An 18,353-nucleotide genomic window follows, 5' to 3' on the forward strand; every position below is an offset into this window, starting at 1 on the left:
CTGTTTAGCATTATATTTACCGCGTTAACATATAATGATGAAACTATCATAAGTTTACCGCTTACGGACAACCAGGAATAGCTTGTGATAGCTTAATAACCGGTACTGCCAAAGATAGCCTGATGACAAAAAAAGATAAACACGACTGAAAAGAAACAATAATTACTAATGAAAAAAACCTTGTTATTCGCAGGTCTCTGCTGTTTGTGCAGCTTAACCTTCGCACAAAAAAAAACGAAGAATTCAACAACTCCGGCAGCGTCCCCTGCTACTCTTGATCGCCCAAAGTTAGTCGTCGGACTGGTAGTTGACCAGATGAGATGGGATTACCTGTACCGCTACTACGACAGATATACAAATGGTGGTTTCAAACGCATGATCAATGAAGGCTTTTCAGCCGAAAACACATTAATTCCCTATACCCCCACTTATACTGCGGTAGGCCATTCTTCCATCTATACAGGCTCCGTTCCTGCGATCACCGGAATTATCGGAAACGACTGGTACGACCCGCAAACCAGGAAAGGCGTGTATTGTACAGACGATTCAACAGTAACCTCTGTAGGTTCCTCCGGTATTGCAGGAAAGATGTCCCCAAGGAATCTCAAAAGCAGTACCATTACTGATGAACTGCGCCTGGCAACTAACTTCAGGGGCAAAGTCATTGGTATATCACTAAAAGACCGTGGCTCTATCCTGCCTGCCGGGCATACCCCTACTGGTGCTTACTGGTATGACGGACAAACGGGCGACTGGATCACGAGTACCTGGTATATGAACCAGCTCCCTGCATGGGTTCAGAATTTTAACAGTCAGAAACTGGCCAATAAATACTATGAGCAAGACTGGAACACCCTGTATCCGGTAAACAGCTATGTGCAAAGTACAACTGATAATCAAGTTTATGAAGGAATAACCAGGGGCGAGCAAACACCAACCTTCCCTCACCCGCTTAAAGGATACGCAGGAAAAAATTATGATATGATCCGGAGTACCCCTTACGGAAATACGATCACGCTGAAGCTGGCAGAAGAAGCCATTAAAGCCGAAGGCCTGGGTAAAGACAATATCACGGATTTCCTTGCTGTAAGCTGCTCTTCAACTGACTATGTCGGTCATCAGTACGGCCCGAATTCTATCGAAGCTGAGGACACTTACTTACGTCTGGATAAGGACATTGAAGAATTCTTCAATTATCTTGACCGTACCGTAGGTAAAGGGAATTACCTGGTTTTTCTTTCTGCTGATCACGGTGCTGCACATGTTCCGGGTTTTATGCAGGAAAATAAGATGCCCGGTGGAACAGTGGATAACAAGGCTATTGTTACCGGTCTGAACACCTACCTGGAAAGCAGGTTCAAAATAAAAAAACCCGTGCTTGTAGCAATGAACAACCAGATCATTTTTGATCACTACAATAAGGAGATGAAGGATGTAGACTTTGCTGCGATGAAAACCGCAACGATTGATTACCTGAGAACTTATGATGGGATCGCTAACGCTGTTGACCTCAGCAGAATTGCTGAAAGCACTCTGCCTGCGGTACAGAAAGAGATGATCACCAATGGGTACAATGCCCGTTTGAGCGGAGATGTGTATTTCATCCTGCAGCCAAATTATTTTGATGGTGGTAAAACGGGAACAACGCATGGTGCATGGAACCCGTATGATGCACATATTCCATGTGTTTTTATGGGATGGAATGTGAAACACGGTAAAACGAATAAAACATACCATATGACAGATATTGCCCCTACGATTGCGGCGATGCTGCATATCCAGATGCCTAGTGGTAATATCGGCGTGCCTATTACTGAGCTGACGCATCAGTAAAATTCTTTTTTTCGGGAGCCTGTTTTTTTTCAGCGAAACCTGCTCTTTTTCCGTGAGCCTGAGATCTTCCGGCTTCGCTGAAAAAAATGAACATTAGTTTCGATGCTGCCTGCCGCTGAAGCGCGCCAGAAGGCATCGAAACTAATGTTCATTTTTTTTTGAGATGATCTGTAGCATGGTGGCTTGTAAAATGTTCTGTGTACATTGTTATGATACAGGGCTGTATAAGTTTTATTAACTTTACGGACCAAATATAATTTCATTGATGGAACAGGTTAAAAGCTATCAGCCACAACATAAAATACGCTTTGTTACAGCAGCGGCATTATTCGACGGCCATGATGCAACAATTAATATCATGCGGCGTATTCTGCAGTCTTCGGGGGCAGAGGTCATTCACCTTGGCCATAACAGATCAGTTGAAGAGGTGGTCAATTGCGCCATTCAGGAAGATGTTCAGGGCATCGCAATGACATCCTACCAGGGCGGGCATATGGAGTATTTCAAATATATGTATGATCTGCTGCAGGAACGGGGCGCAAAACAGATCAAAATATTTGCCGGCGGCGGCGGCGTAATCCTGCCCGATGAAATAGCGGAACTGCAGGCGTACGGTATCTCCAGGATTTATTCGCCTGATGACGGCCGCAAAATGGGCTTGCAGGGTATGATCAATGATATGCTGCAGCAGACCGATTTCATTACTGCCACGGCAATTACCAATGAATTGGAAATGATCCCCCTGAGGGAGGTAAAAAGCATCGCTACGGCTATTACTATTGCGGAGAATGACCCTAAAGCCGCACAGTCTTTTGTTGACGAGCTAAAAAAACTAACGGCCAAAAGTCAGGCACCGGTATTGGGGATCACCGGTACCGGAGGTTCAGGAAAATCATCGCTTGTAGATGAACTGGTGCGGCGCTTCCTGATGGAAGTGAAAGACAAAACACTGGCCATTATTTCTGTAGATCCCTCGAAAAGAAAAACAGGGGGTGCTTTGCTCGGCGACCGTATCCGGATGAACGCAATCGATAATCCAAGGATTTATATGCGCTCCCTTGCTACCCGGCAGGCCAACCTGGCACTCTCCGTGAATGTACAGGAAAGCATTGATATCTGTAAAGCTGCAGGTTATGATATGATCATCGTGGAGACTTCTGGTATAGGACAGTCAGACACCGAGATCACCGAACATTGTGATGTTTCACTCTATGTCATGACTCCCGAATTTGGCGCAGCTACTCAGCTGGAAAAGATCGACATGCTTGATTTTGCAGACCTCGTAGCCATCAATAAATTTGACAAAAGAGGCGCACTGGACGCCCTCCGTGATGTGCGCAAACAGTACAAAAGAAACCATAACCTGTTTGACACCAAAGACGAAGAAATTCCAGTTTTCGGTACAATGGCTTCCCAATTCAATGATCCGGGAATGAACAACCTCTTTGTGGCACTCCTTACAAAGATCAGGGAGAAGACAGGAACAGATTTTAAAACGCAGATGATCATGACCGCCGGAGCTTCTGAAAAGATCTACATCATTCCGCCTGACAGAACACGTTACCTGGCCGAAATTGCCGAGTCCAGCGGGCAGTACAATGAATGGGTAAACCGCCAGAGCGCCATTGCCACGCAGCTTTACCAGTTAAAAGGAGTAATAGCCCTGTCAAAAGAGAACGACCCGGCAGCAGCTCATTTGACAGCTTCCCTGAACGACATTTATCTTCGCCTGGAGGAACAGCTTGACGGAAATTGCAGAAGACTGATCAGGGAATGGCCCGAAACGGTCAAAAAATATAGAGAAGAATACTTTGTTTACCACGTAAGGGACAAGGAAATCAAACAGCCACTGTTTTATGAATCCCTTTCACAGCTCAATATCCCAAAGATATCCCTGCCCCGCTATAAGGACTGGGGAGATATCCTCCGCTGGCTGTTAACAGAAAATGTACCGGGTGAGTTCCCTTATGCCGCAGGAGTATTCCCCTTAAAACGCGAGGGCGAAGATCCGACACGAATGTTTGCAGGCGAAGGCGGGCCGGAAAGGACCAATAAAAGGTTCCATTATGTGTCGCTCGGGCAACCGGCACACCGACTGTCCACAGCATTTGACTCCGTAACGCTATATGGTGAAGACCCCCATTCAAGGCCGGATATCTACGGAAAAATAGGCAATTCAGGAGTAAGCATCGCCACCCTCGACGATGCAAAAAAACTATACTCGGGGTTCGACCTGTGCTCGGCCTCTACTTCAGTTTCTATGACGATCAATGGTCCAGCCCCTATGTTACTTGGCTTTTTCATGAACGTAGCAATAGACCAGCAATGTGAAAAATATATCATCTCCAACCAGCTGCTGGACGAGGTCAATAAAAAGATAGATCAGATCTATCTTGATAAAGGGCTAAAAAGGCCTGTTTACCAGGGAGAACTGCCCGAAGGCAACGATGGCCTGGGTTTATTACTGCTTGGTGTTACGGGTGACCAGGTGCTGCCTCCTGATGTGTACGGGAAGATCCGCGCCCATGCAATGAGTTCCGTCCGCGGAACAGTACAGGCCGATATCCTGAAAGAAGACCAGGCGCAGAACACCTGCATATTTTCTACAGAATTTGCCCTGAGGATGATGGGCGACATCCAGAAGTATTTCATAGACCAGAAAGTGAGGAACTTCTATTCGGTCTCTATCTCGGGATACCACATTGCAGAAGCAGGTGCAAACCCTATTTCGCAACTGGCCTTTACCCTCAGCAATGGCTTTACTTTTGTAGAATACTACCTCAGCCGGGGGATGCATATCGACGATTTCGCTCCTAACCTGTCCTTCTTCTTCTCCAACGGGATAGACCCGGAATATGCAGTGATCGGCCGTGTTGCCCGCCGGATCTGGGCAAAGGCCATTAAAAACAAGTACAAAGGAAATGACCGCTCTCAGAAGCTGAAATACCATATTCAAACCTCCGGAAGGTCATTACATGCACAGGAGATCGATTTCAATGATATCAGGACTACCCTGCAGGCACTATATGCCATATACGATAACTGCAATTCGCTGCATACCAATGCTTATGATGAAGCCATCACCACTCCTACAGAAGAATCGGTACGCAGGGCGATGGCCATCCAGCTCATCATCAACAGGGAGTTGGGCCTGGCGAAAAATGAGAACCCCTTACAGGGTGCCTTTATTATTGAAGACTTAACCGATCTGGTGGAAGAAGCAGTACTCATGGAGTTCAAACGCATCAACGACCGCGGGGGTGTGCTCGGCGCCATGGAGACCATGTACCAGCGCGGGAAGATACAGGAGGAAAGCCTGTATTATGAAACCCTTAAACATTCGGGAGAATACCCCATCATAGGTGTAAATACGTTTTTAAATAAGAAGGGATCACCTACCATCGTACCGGGCGAAGTGATCCGGGCAACCGAAGAGGAGAAACAATACCAGATTCAGGCTTTGCATGAATTCCAGACCCGGAATGCAGAGGAAACAGAAAGTATACTAAAGAAATTGCAGCTGACAGCGGTCAAAGGAGAAAATATCTTTGAGCTGCTGATGGACGCCTGTAAGGTCTGTTCACTGGGTCAGATCTCCAAAGCACTTTATGAAGTTGGAGGGCAATACAGGAGGAATATGTAAGCGGTGTCGCAAAACAGGTATCCGGGGATTACAAAAAAAGGCCTGAAGTACTTCAGGCCTTTTCATATTTTTTTAGAAAGACTACGCGTGGATCCAGCTGAATTTATAATCTATCGTAGGGTTTTTCATCCGCTCAGCCACACGCAACAACCTGTTTGGCAAAGCCATGATATAATCACGTGCCTTTTCTCCGGCTTCATTTAGATCGCGCATACTTTCCAGTTTCCACTCCTCAATCAATTGCTGCATGATCTCTACATAATCAACCGCAGTATATACACCCAAACGCTGTGCAGCATCGGTGAAATGGCCAAAAGTCTGTCCCATCTTCATACCCATTTCCCTAAGGAAGTGCGCCGGCATAACGATCTTCTTACGCATCATATCTTCAAAAGCAATCATCGCCTCATTCGGATCAACTTCAAAGATCTTGGACATAAAATCCTTATATGCTTTTGCATGTCTTGCTTCATCAGATGCAATTACGCCGCAAATTTTTGAAAGTAAGGTATCCCCGTCTTTTTTTGCCAGAGAAGCCACTCTTCGGTGAGAGATATTCGTAGCCAGTTCCTGGAAGCTGGTGTAAATAAAATTACGGTAAGGATCATGTCCCGTACCGATATCAAATCCATCAGCAATAAGGTACTGGGTGGAGATCTCCATCTGTCTCATGTCAACCCGGCCGGACAGGTATAAATATTTATTTAACAGATCACCATGTCTGTTCTCTTCCGCAGTCCAGTGACGGTTCCATCTCATCCATCCACCTTCTTCGCTACGGCTTACACCTTCAACCATGGCTAACCATGATTCATATGTAGGTAATGCTTCTTCTGTTATTGTATCTCCGATCAATACCGCAACCAGGTCATAAGACAGGTCATTCGCATTTTCACGGAGAGCTTTAATATCCTGCAAAAAAGTTTCACTGGTAGAAACAGGCAAAAAATCAGTAGGCTGCCAATTTGTATCAATTGGTTTAAGATAAGAATCCATCATTTCAAGCATATAGTGCTCGATGTGAAGCATTACTTCTCTTCTTTTTTCAGCAAAAAAACTCATTATATGTGTGCTTTAGTTTAGGGACAAAGATAACCAAAATTATTTCATAATGCTTTTTCAAGCTATTTAAATAGCGGATCGGGAGCAATAATTCTTCTTTTCAGAATAAAATAATTAATAATTATTGTTTCTGTCTATACAACAGCAAAATGATAATTGTGTTTGGCAAAAGGTTATATACATCAATACGAACCTCCTTCAGGATAAGTTTTCAGGCTGCAACATCATAAATATGATTTAATAAAATTTAAATACATCATTGTCCGCTGATCACAGGAAACTGGGAAATCCTCAGTCTTGTGCAACCATAAGGAATCAGGATAATGTCTTCAGGTTTATAGCCGGGTTCCCTGTCATAGTTCAGGCTGTACGGCACCGGGCCCGCCATGTCATTGTACAACTGCCAGGAGGGAATCCGCCTTCCCTTTGTCACTATACGCAGAGGCGCATTTGCTGCTGTCCATGGCCAGGCGGCAGATACTTCAGTTTTTTCAATCTTAAAACTTTCTTCCATCTTTGCATCAAGCCCTTCAGGTAGTGCATAATTCCAGGGCGTAGTTGCTGAAATCTCCATATAGGAACTGCCATAGTCAATCGGGTCTTTATCGTTTTTTACCAGTTTCGCCTCTTCTCCGATTTTCAGGGCATACGTGATCGGGCCACGCTCCACTGACATGGAGTTTTCATACCATGTCTGTTTAAATATATGCATGGGCAGATCCAGTTCTACCTTGTCGCCCGACTTCCATTCCCTGTTGATCTTAACAACCTGGTTTCCCTCAGCCTGCTGCAGAACCTCATCATTCACCTTGATCGTTGCACTTTTACACCATTGCGGGATGCGGAGATGGAAGGGAAAAGAGACAGCTTTTACCTTACCGGTATTCACTGTAAACCTCACAGACTCCTCAAAAGGATAATTCGTTTCTTCCTTAAATGTTACTTCCACGCCATCCGCTACATATGCCTTCACTTCACTGGCCGAATAAACCAACGCCGCAAGCCCTTTATCGGCAGTGGCGTACCATAAATTCTGTGTGAATTTGGGCCAGCCCTGGTGCATATTGGAAGTGCAGCAGGGATATCCCGACAATAAGCCATAACAAAGGTCTGTACCGCTATGGTTGGTATCAAAATTACGGGTATGCCTGCTGATCATGACCTGGTTAGCCTGCTGAAAATACTGTCGGTTGATAAAATCCTCATCCACCTGCGAGGGCAAAGCATTAAATGCGATCTTTTCAAGCTGGTCTGCATAACTCACATCCCCGGTTATTTCCAGCGTGCTTTCCAGTGTGAACATCATTTCAACAGCCGAACACAACTCAGCGCCCTGTGTAGGATTGTTACCATGCAGGGCCTCATCCCCTCCATACAAACCATTGGCAACCCCGTTATATTTCTTAAGATCGGCATACCCCTTCTGCGTAGCATCAAGATACTTTTGATCAGGGTGCTGCTGGTAATAGATCATCGGTTCTTTCATACCCTGCGCAAGGTTAACGCCATGAATACTCCCTGAAGTGGATAAAAGATCTGTATGTAAAAAAGCATTGGTATAGTCAAAACTCTGGCTATGGATCAGCTCTCCCAGGTCAAGCAGGAATTTGTCGCCCGTGATATTATAGAGCCAGTAAACCACCATCAGGTTATCGCCGGCACGGTATCTGGCCCAGAAAGTCCAGTGATCCAGCGGTGTTTGCGGAAGTTCCTTTAACTGGTACCTGAAGTAATTTGTCATGAGTTTGATCACCCTCTTGTCATTCGTAGCAGAATAGTATTGTTTTAAGATCTTAAGCATGACCATCTTTGGCCACCAGTCCTTGCTGTTGTTGCGTTGCAGGCCAGCTTCATGCGCATAATCTTTGGAGGGGCCGAAATACCCATCGGGCTGCTGGCTTTTGATGGACCACTCTACCCAGGGCTTTACTTTTGCAATGAGTGCCTTATCGTTTAAAATATAGGCCAGTGGCAGCAGTCCGTCAACCCAATATGGTCCACGCTCCCATTGGTCGCCATCTCCGCCTAACCAGCCATTGCGCTCATTCATCACCAAAGGGTAAAGCTTATCCAAGTTTCCCGTTGCACCGTTTTTCTGGCGGATAAGCATTTCCCTGAGCCATCCCTGGGGTTTAATTGCTCCCAGGGGTAATTCTATGTAGGGATTCTGGCGAAGCGGTGCACGGCTCCCGGCATAGTTCTGCGCTAAGGTTTTATTTACGGCCTGTCCGTAAATACTCAGCGTAAGCGTTGTAAAAAGTATTGAAAACGCAATATATATTCTCATTATGAATCTGTTTAAATAAAAGCAATAGCTTGTTTTGTTCAAAATTGCAGCGTTTGTCCTGTCTGTAAAACATTTGTTTATAAAACGGAATTACCTATTTATCATCTTTACTGGCCTTTACATCAATGCTGCTGATACGGGTTGGCAGCCAGACATCCATCTGTGAATGTCCGCGGTTAGCCCAGCTATAATAGGGTATTGCTGTCAGGGTACCCTGTTCAGTTTTTATGCTTTTCCCGTTATCTGCAGGCATCAGGAAAGGCACTTCCGCCTTAAGCACCACCACTCCGTTTAAGAGTTCCTTATCAAAAGACGTATTGAAAGCAACCTGCTCGGGAATCACAAAAGATTGTTCCTGGTCTTTCCCAAACCGCTCCACACAATACATCAGGGGCCCTCTTTGCAAAGCGATTTTGTTCCTGTTCATTTTAATGCTGTCCGTGGCCTTAACCATTCTTACCGGCATTGGCAAGGTAAGTGTCACTACATCCCCTTTTTTCCATTGACCGTTTACAATTGCATAACCGTCTTTTAGGGTATACTTTACGGGTTTACCATTCAGCGACAGGCTGACAGTACTGTCAACTCTATCTGTAAACTGGTAAGTTGAGCCGGGAGCAGGTTCATTATTTGCCCATCCTGGGATACGGATATGCAGTGGGAAGGCTATTTTCGAACTTGGATCAACGGTCAGCCTGATCACTCCTTCCCATGGATAGTTACTTTCCTGACGGATCTGTACAGTAGCTTTTTTCAGGGGGATGCTGGTGCTGCTGCTCACAAAGAGGTTTACCCATATAGCCTGATCTGAAGATGCGTAGATGTAATTACCAAGCGATTCAACCAGTCTGGCTATGTTAGAAGGACAGCAGGCAGTACCGAACCACTTGCTGCGCTGGTTATCTTCATCAGAAGCCAGCGGATTCCCATAGAAAAAGGTGTCGCCACTCAATGACAGGCCATCCAGTGCCCCGTTATACAGACTTTTTTCCAGTACATCAACATACTGTGCATTCCCGGTCAGCAGGTTCATCCGTTCATTCCATAAAACCATTCCAACTGATGCGCAGGTCTCACAATAGGCATTCTTGTTTGGCAGGTCATAATCTGTAGAGAACCCTTCGTTGCTGCCTGAAGAACCGATCCCTCCTGTGATATACATATTGCGGAAAACCACATCCTCCCATACTGTGCGCATCGACTTCAGATAACCGGGATCATGTTTGGCGGCACCCACATCGGCGGCACCGGTATATAAATACATAGCCCTTACTGCATGACCTTCAATTTGTGTCTGGTCCTTTACCGGCACATCATCCTGGCAATACTTTTCACCCATTTCCTTATTTGTCCAGATGGCTCCCTTTCCATAGCCGTGTCCACGCTGCTGCAGGTACCAGTCGGCCAGATCAAGGTATTTCTGTTTGCCCGTCGCTTTGTACAGTTTTACCAATGCAAGCTCTATTTCCTCATGTCCGGATACCCAATTCCGGTTTGCAAGCCTGAACGTACTATCGATGTTATCGGCCACCCTGATGGCTACATCCAGCAGCTTCCGCTTGCCGGTTGTATTGTAATACGCAACAGCTGCCTCAATCAGATGCCCTGCATTATAGTCTTCATGTTTTTCCATATCCGTCCAGCGTTTATCAAGTCCGGTCAGGGTATAATACGTGTTCAGATACCCATCAGGCAGTTGGGCAGCGGCTATTTTATCTATCCATTCATCTGCCTTGGCTTCAAGCTTTGCATCGGGATGATTTTTCAGGGAGTATGCGATCGCTTCCAGTGCTTTATACACATCAGAATCATCATAATAGATCCCCTCGTGTTTCTCGCCCTGTTTACGCGCAACCTTTTCAAAATTCCTGATGCGCGGTGTGATCACTTCCGTCTGCTCGATACAAACAGGAATAGTAACACTGGTAACAGTTTGAATGCGGGGCGACCAAAATTTATCGCTGATCTGTACCTTCGAAAAGTTTACAGATCTCATTTGCGCGGGATTTCCCTGTGCAGTTACTGATCCCGCAAATAAGATAGAAGAGGCGAAAAATAAATTTATACTCTTTTTTAATAATTTCATATGAGGTGATTTAAAGACAGCCTGAAAAAGGCTCAGGCTGTCATCATGATTAATAACCAGGATTTTGTTTCAGGTTCGGATTTGAATTTAAAGCCGGTTGCGGTATTGGAAACAGGATCTTGTCCTCACCCAGCGGCTTATGCGAAAGCCAGCTTTTTTTCGTGTATACTCCGAAACGGATATCATCCCTTCTTCTGAACCCTTCCCAGGCGAATTCATAGCCCAGTTCATCAAGGAACTTACCATATTGGATAGTGCTTTGATCACCCGCGTTTACAATGTTGTAATTTTCAACATAGCCAAACTTGTAGACGGAATTCTGCTGCAGGGCAGCTGCAGTAACGGGGGCCTCCGCAGGGTTCTTTTTAAAGGCACGGGCACGTACCTGCGATACCAGTGTTGCAGCCTGCCCGGCGTCGCCCGTTCTCAGCAGACATTCTGCCTTCATCATCAGCACCTGTCCGTAACGGAAAAATGGGAAATCGTTATTCAGGTTCTGCATTGCATTGAGCTGAACTTCAAACTTATTCATCCTGTAGCCTTCAGACTCACCGGTGAACAAACCATTAGGCAGATTTTTTGTAAAATTCAGAGGTTTACCTGCCTGGTCATACGAGCCCAAAAGCGGGCTGCCGTCAACGGCAAACTGGGGGCCTATCAGCCAGGTATCGCCAAGGCGTTCATCATTAGGGCTGTACGTATCAATGAACTGGGATACTCCCATAGCCGATCCCGAACCCCATGGCGTAGCCTGCATGTTCTTTTTGCCTTTCAGCGCACCATGCCAGGAATACATTTCCGGGAAAAAGCCTTGTGCCAGTGTCTGGTCAAAAGGAATAGCAAAGATGATTTCAGGGGAGTTCTCGTTTTGAGATTTAAAAATATCGGCGTAATTAGCCTCTAGTGAGTATTTCCCTATAATGTCGTTACACTGCGCCAAACATTCTGCCCATTTGGTCTCACCACTGTATACCTGGGCATTCAGATACACATTGGCGAGCAGTGCTTTGGCAGCCCATTTATTGAAACGGCCATACATGCTTTTATCCAGGCTTTCACTTAACGCAGGTAATGAAGCGTTGATCTCTGTAACCACGAAATTGTAGATATCCTTCCTTGACGCGGTATTAGGCAACGTCTTATCGGCCGTACCGGTCACCAGCGGTGCATTCCCGAAATTATCACATACGAGCCAGTAATAAAAGGCGCGTGCTATCCGTATTTCGCTAGTCAGCGTCTCCTTACTGACGCCAGATGGCGGAACAATGACGCCCGACTCGACCTGTTCAATAATCCTGTTGGCATTAATGATCCCCGAATAAAAGCTGTTAAACATTCCGTTCAATTGCGGATCTTCAGAATTGTAGGTATGCAAATGCATATGTTTATAGATCCCTCCGTCATCCCAGCCCGAAGCATTTGCAGGCATCACCAGTTCATCACTCGTGGTTTCCTGCAGCATATAATAATTCTGGTGACCAAACATGTTCCGCATATTGGCATAAACGATGCCGATTGCGGAATTGGGATTATCGTAGTTATAATTAGATGAGGTTACATCCGAATAAACAACCTCCTCGAGGCTGTTTTTGCAGGCCGTGATTAAAGTAGCTAAAAGCAAAATCACAGCCAGTGAATAGATTTTAATTCTCATAGAAATATTTTTAAAAGGTGAAAAATGCACCTAAAGTATATGTTGATGTTGCTGGGTACCTGTTTTTGTCGTCCACTCCCGGAGCCAGTACACCGGAACTACTGTCAGAAGTAATGATAGAAACCTCCGGGTCTATTCCTTTGTAACTGGTGAAGGTCTTCAGGTTAGATGCCGACGCGTATACCCGGACTGACTTCACCCCTTTCAGTTTCAGCGGCACATTGTATCCCAGAGTAACATTGTCTATCTTCCAGAAGTCGCCCTTCTGTATATAATAACTTACATACTGTAACGACTGGTCGTCCGCCAGGGGAACTTTGTTATAAATTTTGTCATACGAGCCTTTCAGCAGGTTACCACGTGTAAGCATTACCGGAGCACTATAGAACAGCTGCGGTGAATTAAAGATCTGGAAACCAAAGGCACCACGCATCCCTATATTCAGATCAAACTGTTTATAGCTGAATGTATTATTCCAGCTGAGGTAATGTTTGGGAAGACCATTGCCAAGAATCTTCTTGTCACTGGCCTGCTGGTTAGCGATAGGTTTCGGCTTACCGTCTGCTCCCTCTATGATCCAGTGCCCGGTATCATCGATATCGATACTTTTAAAGCCATAGAAATTACCAAGCGGCTGCCCAATCTGCACGCGGCTGGTGGCCTGCTGGATAGGCTCTCCTGTATTACCTACGTCAAAGAAACCGCTTGCCAGCTGGAAGTTATCGTCTGACAGGGACAGGAGTTTATTCCTGTTCGTAGAATAATTGACCGAAGTGTTCCATTGGAAATTCGCTGTCGTAACCGGAATGGCATTGATCTGGACTTCTATACCTTCGTTTTGCATAGATGCTGCATTGGCCACGATCGTATTGTAGAGATATGGAGGTGTTGCAACCGGATAGGCAAACAGCAGGTCTGTAGTTTTACGCCTGTATACATCTATCGTACCACTGATCCTGTTCTTCAAAAAACCATAATCCAGCCCAATATTCACCTCAGATTTTTTCTCCCAGCGGAGATCAGGATTGGCGTTACTCGAAGGGTTCACTACCTGGATAAACTGCCCGTTAAAATACCCATATGTATTAAAATTCAATCTGTCGAGCGACTGGTAGGGTAATGCCGGTTCTGTTCCCGTTATCCCGTAACCAGCTCTTAACTTCAGGTTGCTCAGGGTAGTGCTCTCCTTTAGAAAATTTTCATTTTTGATATTCCATCCAACAGAAACTGCGGGGAAATTTCCGTATTTATGGTTCGCCCCGAACTTCGTTGATCCCTCACGCCGTATACTCGCGGAAAGTAAATATTTATCCATATAACTATAATTCACCCTGCTAAAATAACTGATCAGCCTGTTCTGGCTTTGAAAGGATTTAATCAATGCCTGCCCGCGGGTAAGGGCCAGACCAGCTCCTATATTATTGTAAGTAAAATCATCTGCCGGAAAATCAAAGTTCGTCATGTATGATTGCTGCAGATCAAACTGCCGCCAACTATAGCCGCCCAGTACATTGATCTGGTGATCATTAATCGTTTTATTATAGGTAGCTGTTAATTCAATCAGGTCTTCCTGTGTTCTGGTATTACTGACATAGGCATAACCATTCCTTCCATCGTGAACAGCCGAATACTGCTTTTTGGTCTCATAATAACCTGTATTGCCGTTGTTCAGATCGCGCGATCCCAGGAGCTTAATGTTCAGGTCTTTTATGGGTAAATAGCTGACTGTTCCAATAGTACGCAGGTTATTATTTTTTGTTAAACCAATAGTATTCTCCAGTAGTGAAACCGGGTTTTGATAATCCGTTTTATCAGGATGTTCAATATAATTACCATTATCATCTTTAGGCCGGTCTGTAGGATTATAGGTCAGTGCATTTCTATACACAGCAGGATTGTATCCACCGGTAAATGTGCTAAGTGATGCTGTACCTGCATAGTACCGCTGTTGAAATCCGCTGATATTTGCATTCAGTTTCAATTTGCCGTCAAACATGGAGTGGTTAACTTCTATCCTGGGGTACAGGACATTGTTATCTGACTGTTTCAGGATCCCCTGCAGGTTCCTGTAGTTGAGGTTAACCACATAACTGGTATTCTCGGTAGCCCCTTTGAGGCTCAGGTTATATACCTGTGAAAAAGGTGTTTGTGTAACCTGGTCTAACCAGTTGGTATTAGAACCGTAGTCGGTAGCACCCGGTTTCTTCTGGGCAACAAGCTGCCGGTATTCGTCGGCATTCAGGAATTCCAGTTTTTTGGTGATCCGCTGGGTGGTGAAATAGGTATTGAGCTCAATACCGGGCGGGGTGTTCGCTTTAGCTTTCTTTGTCGTGATCAGGATTACACCATTGGTTCCGCGGGTACCGTAAATGGCAGCTGCCGAACCGTCCTTCAATACGTCCATGGACTCGATGTCCTCCGGCGCGACGGTCGTTAAAGTTCCCGGCACCCCATCAATCAAAACCAGCGGTGATGTTCCCGATAATAATGTGGTGATACCCCTCAGGTTAATCTGAGAAGTACTGGTCGGGTTCCCATCCGTTGTGGCCACAGCCAATCCTGCTACCTTTCCGCGAATCAGCTGTGCAGCATCAGTAACGGAGCCCTTTACAAAGTTCTCCGACTTAACGCTGGCTATTGCACTGGTAATATCACCCTTGCGCTGCGTTCCGTATCCCACAACGACAACCTCGGTCAGGTCGCGCGGCTCCTCCTTTAAATGCACGTCAACCACTCTAGTGCCAGCAGCAACGGCAATTTCAGTAGTAATGAATCCTATAGAGCTAAACCTGAGCCTGCCTGTATTATCAGGCAGCCTGATCTGGTAATTACCATAGGTATCACTGGTCGTACCAACGGCTGTACCAACTACCGTAACATTTACACCCGGCAGGGGTACATTTTGCATATCTGTTATTTTACCTGTAATGGTGACAGGCTGTTTTTGTCTTTCCTTCTGTTCAGTAACTTCCATTGCCGGTTTCACCTTAATCACGATCACGTTATTGTTAATGGTGTAGGTCAGCGGTTTATTCATAAAACAAACTTTTAGTGCATCTTCCACACCAGCCCCTTTCAGATTCAGGTCGGTATGGCCAACACCCGAAAGCATTTCCTCCGCATATAAGACCTTAAATGACGTCTGGCTCTGAATCACCTGGAAAAACCTTTCCATTGTGACATCATTACCTTTAAAAGTGATCGTCTGTCCGTAACTGGCATGGGAGACCTGCAGAAAAACTGTGATCAATAAAACGAGGGTAAGTTTCATTACCAACAAAAGTTTAAGGATAAAGGCAGGCAGCCGGTATCCTGTTTGAAAATAAAATTTCATACATTTGAATATTTGGGTTTAGATTTGGTTGTAATTGGTAGTTCGATTATTGGCAGTTTAATTCCCAAAATTTTGCCAGGAAAGCGTTCGCTGCGCTTCCTGGTTTTTTAATATAGAGACTGCCCTGAGTAAAGTTTATGGCATAACTGTGATTCTCCTTTCATTGATTTTAAAGTGTACTAATCCGGTTAATTCAAGATATTTCAATACTTCTTCAATGTTTTTAGACTGAGGGATGGTACCTACAAAAGTGGCATTTGTAGTTTTCCCCTCGTAATCTACCTCTATATCATACCAACGGGCAACCTTCCGCATAATACTTCCCAGTTTTTCATGAGAAAAATTAAAATTCCCCTTTTTCCATTCAATTGCCTCTTCTGTGTTCACGGAAGCAACATCAATATGTTCAGCTACCGTTGCCTGCTCTCCAGGGACGATCAGCTTTTGTGACAACCCTTTAATGATTCTTACCGATCCTTCGAGCAGTGTAGTTTTAGTAGCGGCTTCATCCTTATATCCCATAATATTAAAATGGGTACCCAATACCTCAACCTGCATATGATTTATGCTAATCTTAAAGGGACGTTTTTTATCCTTAGCTACTTCAAAATAGGCTTCTCCAATTAATTCCACAGCGCGCTGATTACCGGCGAACGCTGAAGGATAACGGAGTTCAGATTCGGAATTCAGCCATACCTTGCTCCCGTCGGGCAAAATTACCTGGTACTGACCGCCCCGCGGCGTAATAATGGTATTAAAGGCCATTTTGTGATTAGATTTTGAAGCAGTGGCATTATAAAACAACTGACCATTTTTCAACTTATATACATGAACATTATTTTGAGTGGTCAGCATCCCGTTTTTTGCAGAGTCGAGCATAATGGAAGATCCATCAGCCAGAATCAAAACTGCCTTATTTCCACCTGGAACAATCTTGCGGACGGGCATATTTACAGTCGTGTATGTAGTCTGATGAACGTCCTTCTTTTTGAAATAGTAAAAGAGAACTATAGAACTTATCATCATCGCAAGAGCGGCCGCCTTTCCAAAGGCAGACCAAAGAAATATACGTTTGTGTTTGGTTTCACCGGCCTCAGCTACTCCCTCACTGCCGCTGATCCTGTTGATGATAGCAGCTGTCATACGGTCGCTATCCGGATGAAGTTCATCGGTTTGATTTTGAAAATACCAGCCATACTGATCCAATATCTTTTCCAACTCTGATTCACTGGCGGTATGTAACCACTCATTGAATTGCTGATGATCCTGTTCAGTAGAAGCCTGTTTTTTTATTTTTTCAAAAAATTGAGTAGGAATATCTTGGCCCATACCACTTAAGACAAGTGGAGATGAGGAAAGAACCCCTTTAAAAGAAAATATTTTTTAATGCCCTTAAATATTGATAAGAGCCCTGGAGGCAGATGGCCAGTATGATGATTTCATGCTTATGCAGATACCTGCGGACAAAGCCTATCCCATTATAAAGCTGCTTTTTAACTACACTTTTGGAAATACATAATTTGCTTGCTATTTCATCGAGAGACAGCTCATCATTTAACCGCAATCTGAATATCTGTTTCCTTTTTTCAGGCAAAAGATCGATTGCACGCTGGGCTATTCTATAATAATCATTATACATCAAGGCACTATCAGATGTGGAATTTACTTCCTTTTGTTTAGCGAGTTCGATCAGATCAAATACTTTTGATTTAATCTTTGACCTGTGTACATGGTTCAGCAGTAAGTTTTTTGCAGACCTGTATAAATAAGGTTTCAGGGAGATAACATGGATAAGATGTTCACGGTTCTCCCATACTTTGATAAAAAGCTCCTGTACAATTTCTTCGCTTGTTTCTTTGGCATAACAGATGCTGAAAACGTAGCGATAAATATTATTGAGGTGGGTTGTGTAAATGATAGCAAATGCTTCCTGATCCCCATTTGAAATGAGGTTCAATAACTCGGCTTCACTTAACTGAGGTTTCATCACTACTATGTTTTTAAATTAAAACATAATACCTCAACAGCCTTAAATATCATTATGCAGAACATAATAACAAAGGGCGTTAATTGTACAGGTATTATAATTGGTATAACGAATGTAAGAAAGTTTTAGAACTATTTTTTTTAAACTGTATAATCTACAGAAATTAATTGACCCTGACTGGTATGCTAAAAGGAATTAACACAAAGAACTATAGTTTAGAAGAATTACGGTGAATTATAAAGTAGTCATTTATAACAAAATAAGCCATTCTGACCAAGCATACCTGTTATAATAAAAAGTCCATATACAAGAAAAGTAAAAAGAAGGATATAAACACGAAACCCCCGTATACAAGAAAAGCCTTTCAGTTTCCTGAAAGGCTTTCTTTAAGATTTGGCACCGACCTACTCTCCCACGTGTTACCGCAGTACCATCGGCTCTGGTGGGCTTAACTTCTCTGTTCGGAA

The 18,353-nt window shown here is 44.4% G+C and carries 9 protein-coding genes and 1 rRNA gene; 2 read left to right on the forward strand and 8 right to left on the reverse strand.

Annotated features, from left to right (window positions below):
- The first annotated feature begins 168 nt into the window (after positions 1-168).
- Both pafA and BLW16_RS03395 read left to right on the forward strand, forming a co-directional pair.
- Positions 169-1,833, forward strand: coding sequence for an alkaline phosphatase PafA (pafA, locus tag BLW16_RS03390; RefSeq protein ID WP_090555138.1), 1,665 nt, complete (start codon positions 169-171; stop codon positions 1,831-1,833).
- A gap of 265 nt (positions 1,834-2,098) precedes the next feature.
- Entirely contained in the window at positions 2,099-5,476 is a 3,378-nt protein-coding gene (locus tag BLW16_RS03395; protein ID WP_090555139.1) for a methylmalonyl-CoA mutase family protein, read from the forward strand.
- 81 nt (positions 5,477-5,557) lie between these two features.
- On the opposite strand, the gene BLW16_RS03400 is transcribed toward BLW16_RS03395, so the two are convergent.
- The 8 genes from BLW16_RS03400 to rrf form a co-directional block, all read right to left on the reverse strand.
- The gene (locus BLW16_RS03400) at positions 5,558-6,538 is read right to left on the reverse strand and encodes an acyl-ACP desaturase (protein ID WP_090555141.1); all 981 of its coding nucleotides are present in this window, start codon (positions 6,536-6,538) and stop codon (positions 5,558-5,560) included.
- 256 nt (positions 6,539-6,794) lie between these two features.
- Positions 6,795-8,825, reverse strand: a complete 2,031-nt coding sequence (locus tag BLW16_RS03405; protein WP_090555143.1) for a beta-L-arabinofuranosidase domain-containing protein — start codon at positions 8,823-8,825, stop codon at positions 6,795-6,797.
- Positions 8,826-8,919: 94 nt separating this feature from the next.
- On the reverse strand, positions 8,920-10,911 hold the full coding sequence (locus BLW16_RS03410) for a glycoside hydrolase family 127 protein (RefSeq protein ID WP_090555144.1): 1,992 nt from the start codon (positions 10,909-10,911) through the stop codon (positions 8,920-8,922).
- 49 nt (positions 10,912-10,960) lie between these two features.
- On the reverse strand, positions 10,961-12,565 hold the full coding sequence (locus BLW16_RS03415) for a RagB/SusD family nutrient uptake outer membrane protein (protein WP_090555145.1): 1,605 nt from the start codon (positions 12,563-12,565) through the stop codon (positions 10,961-10,963).
- Positions 12,566-12,575: 10 nt separating this feature from the next.
- Positions 12,576-15,899 carry a SusC/RagA family TonB-linked outer membrane protein gene (locus BLW16_RS03420; protein ID WP_090555146.1) on the reverse strand — a complete coding sequence of 1,108 codons (3,324 nt, stop codon included), beginning with the start codon at positions 15,897-15,899 and terminating at the stop codon, positions 12,576-12,578.
- Between the two features lie 135 nt (positions 15,900-16,034).
- Complete coding sequence (locus tag BLW16_RS03425) at positions 16,035-17,228, reverse strand: FecR family protein (protein ID WP_090555147.1); 1,194 nt, start codon at positions 17,226-17,228, stop codon at positions 16,035-16,037.
- A 37-nt stretch (positions 17,229-17,265) separates the two neighbouring features.
- Positions 17,266-17,886: an RNA polymerase sigma factor gene (locus BLW16_RS03430; RefSeq protein WP_090555148.1), complete on the reverse strand. Its 621-nt coding sequence runs from the start codon at positions 17,884-17,886 to the stop codon at positions 17,266-17,268.
- Between the two features lie 391 nt (positions 17,887-18,277).
- A 5S ribosomal RNA gene (gene rrf / locus BLW16_RS24135) occupies positions 18,278-18,353 on the reverse strand; the annotation flags it as partial.

Source organism: Pedobacter hartonius (assembly GCF_900107535.1).
Taxonomy (GTDB): domain Bacteria; phylum Bacteroidota; class Bacteroidia; order Sphingobacteriales; family Sphingobacteriaceae; genus Pedobacter; species Pedobacter hartonius.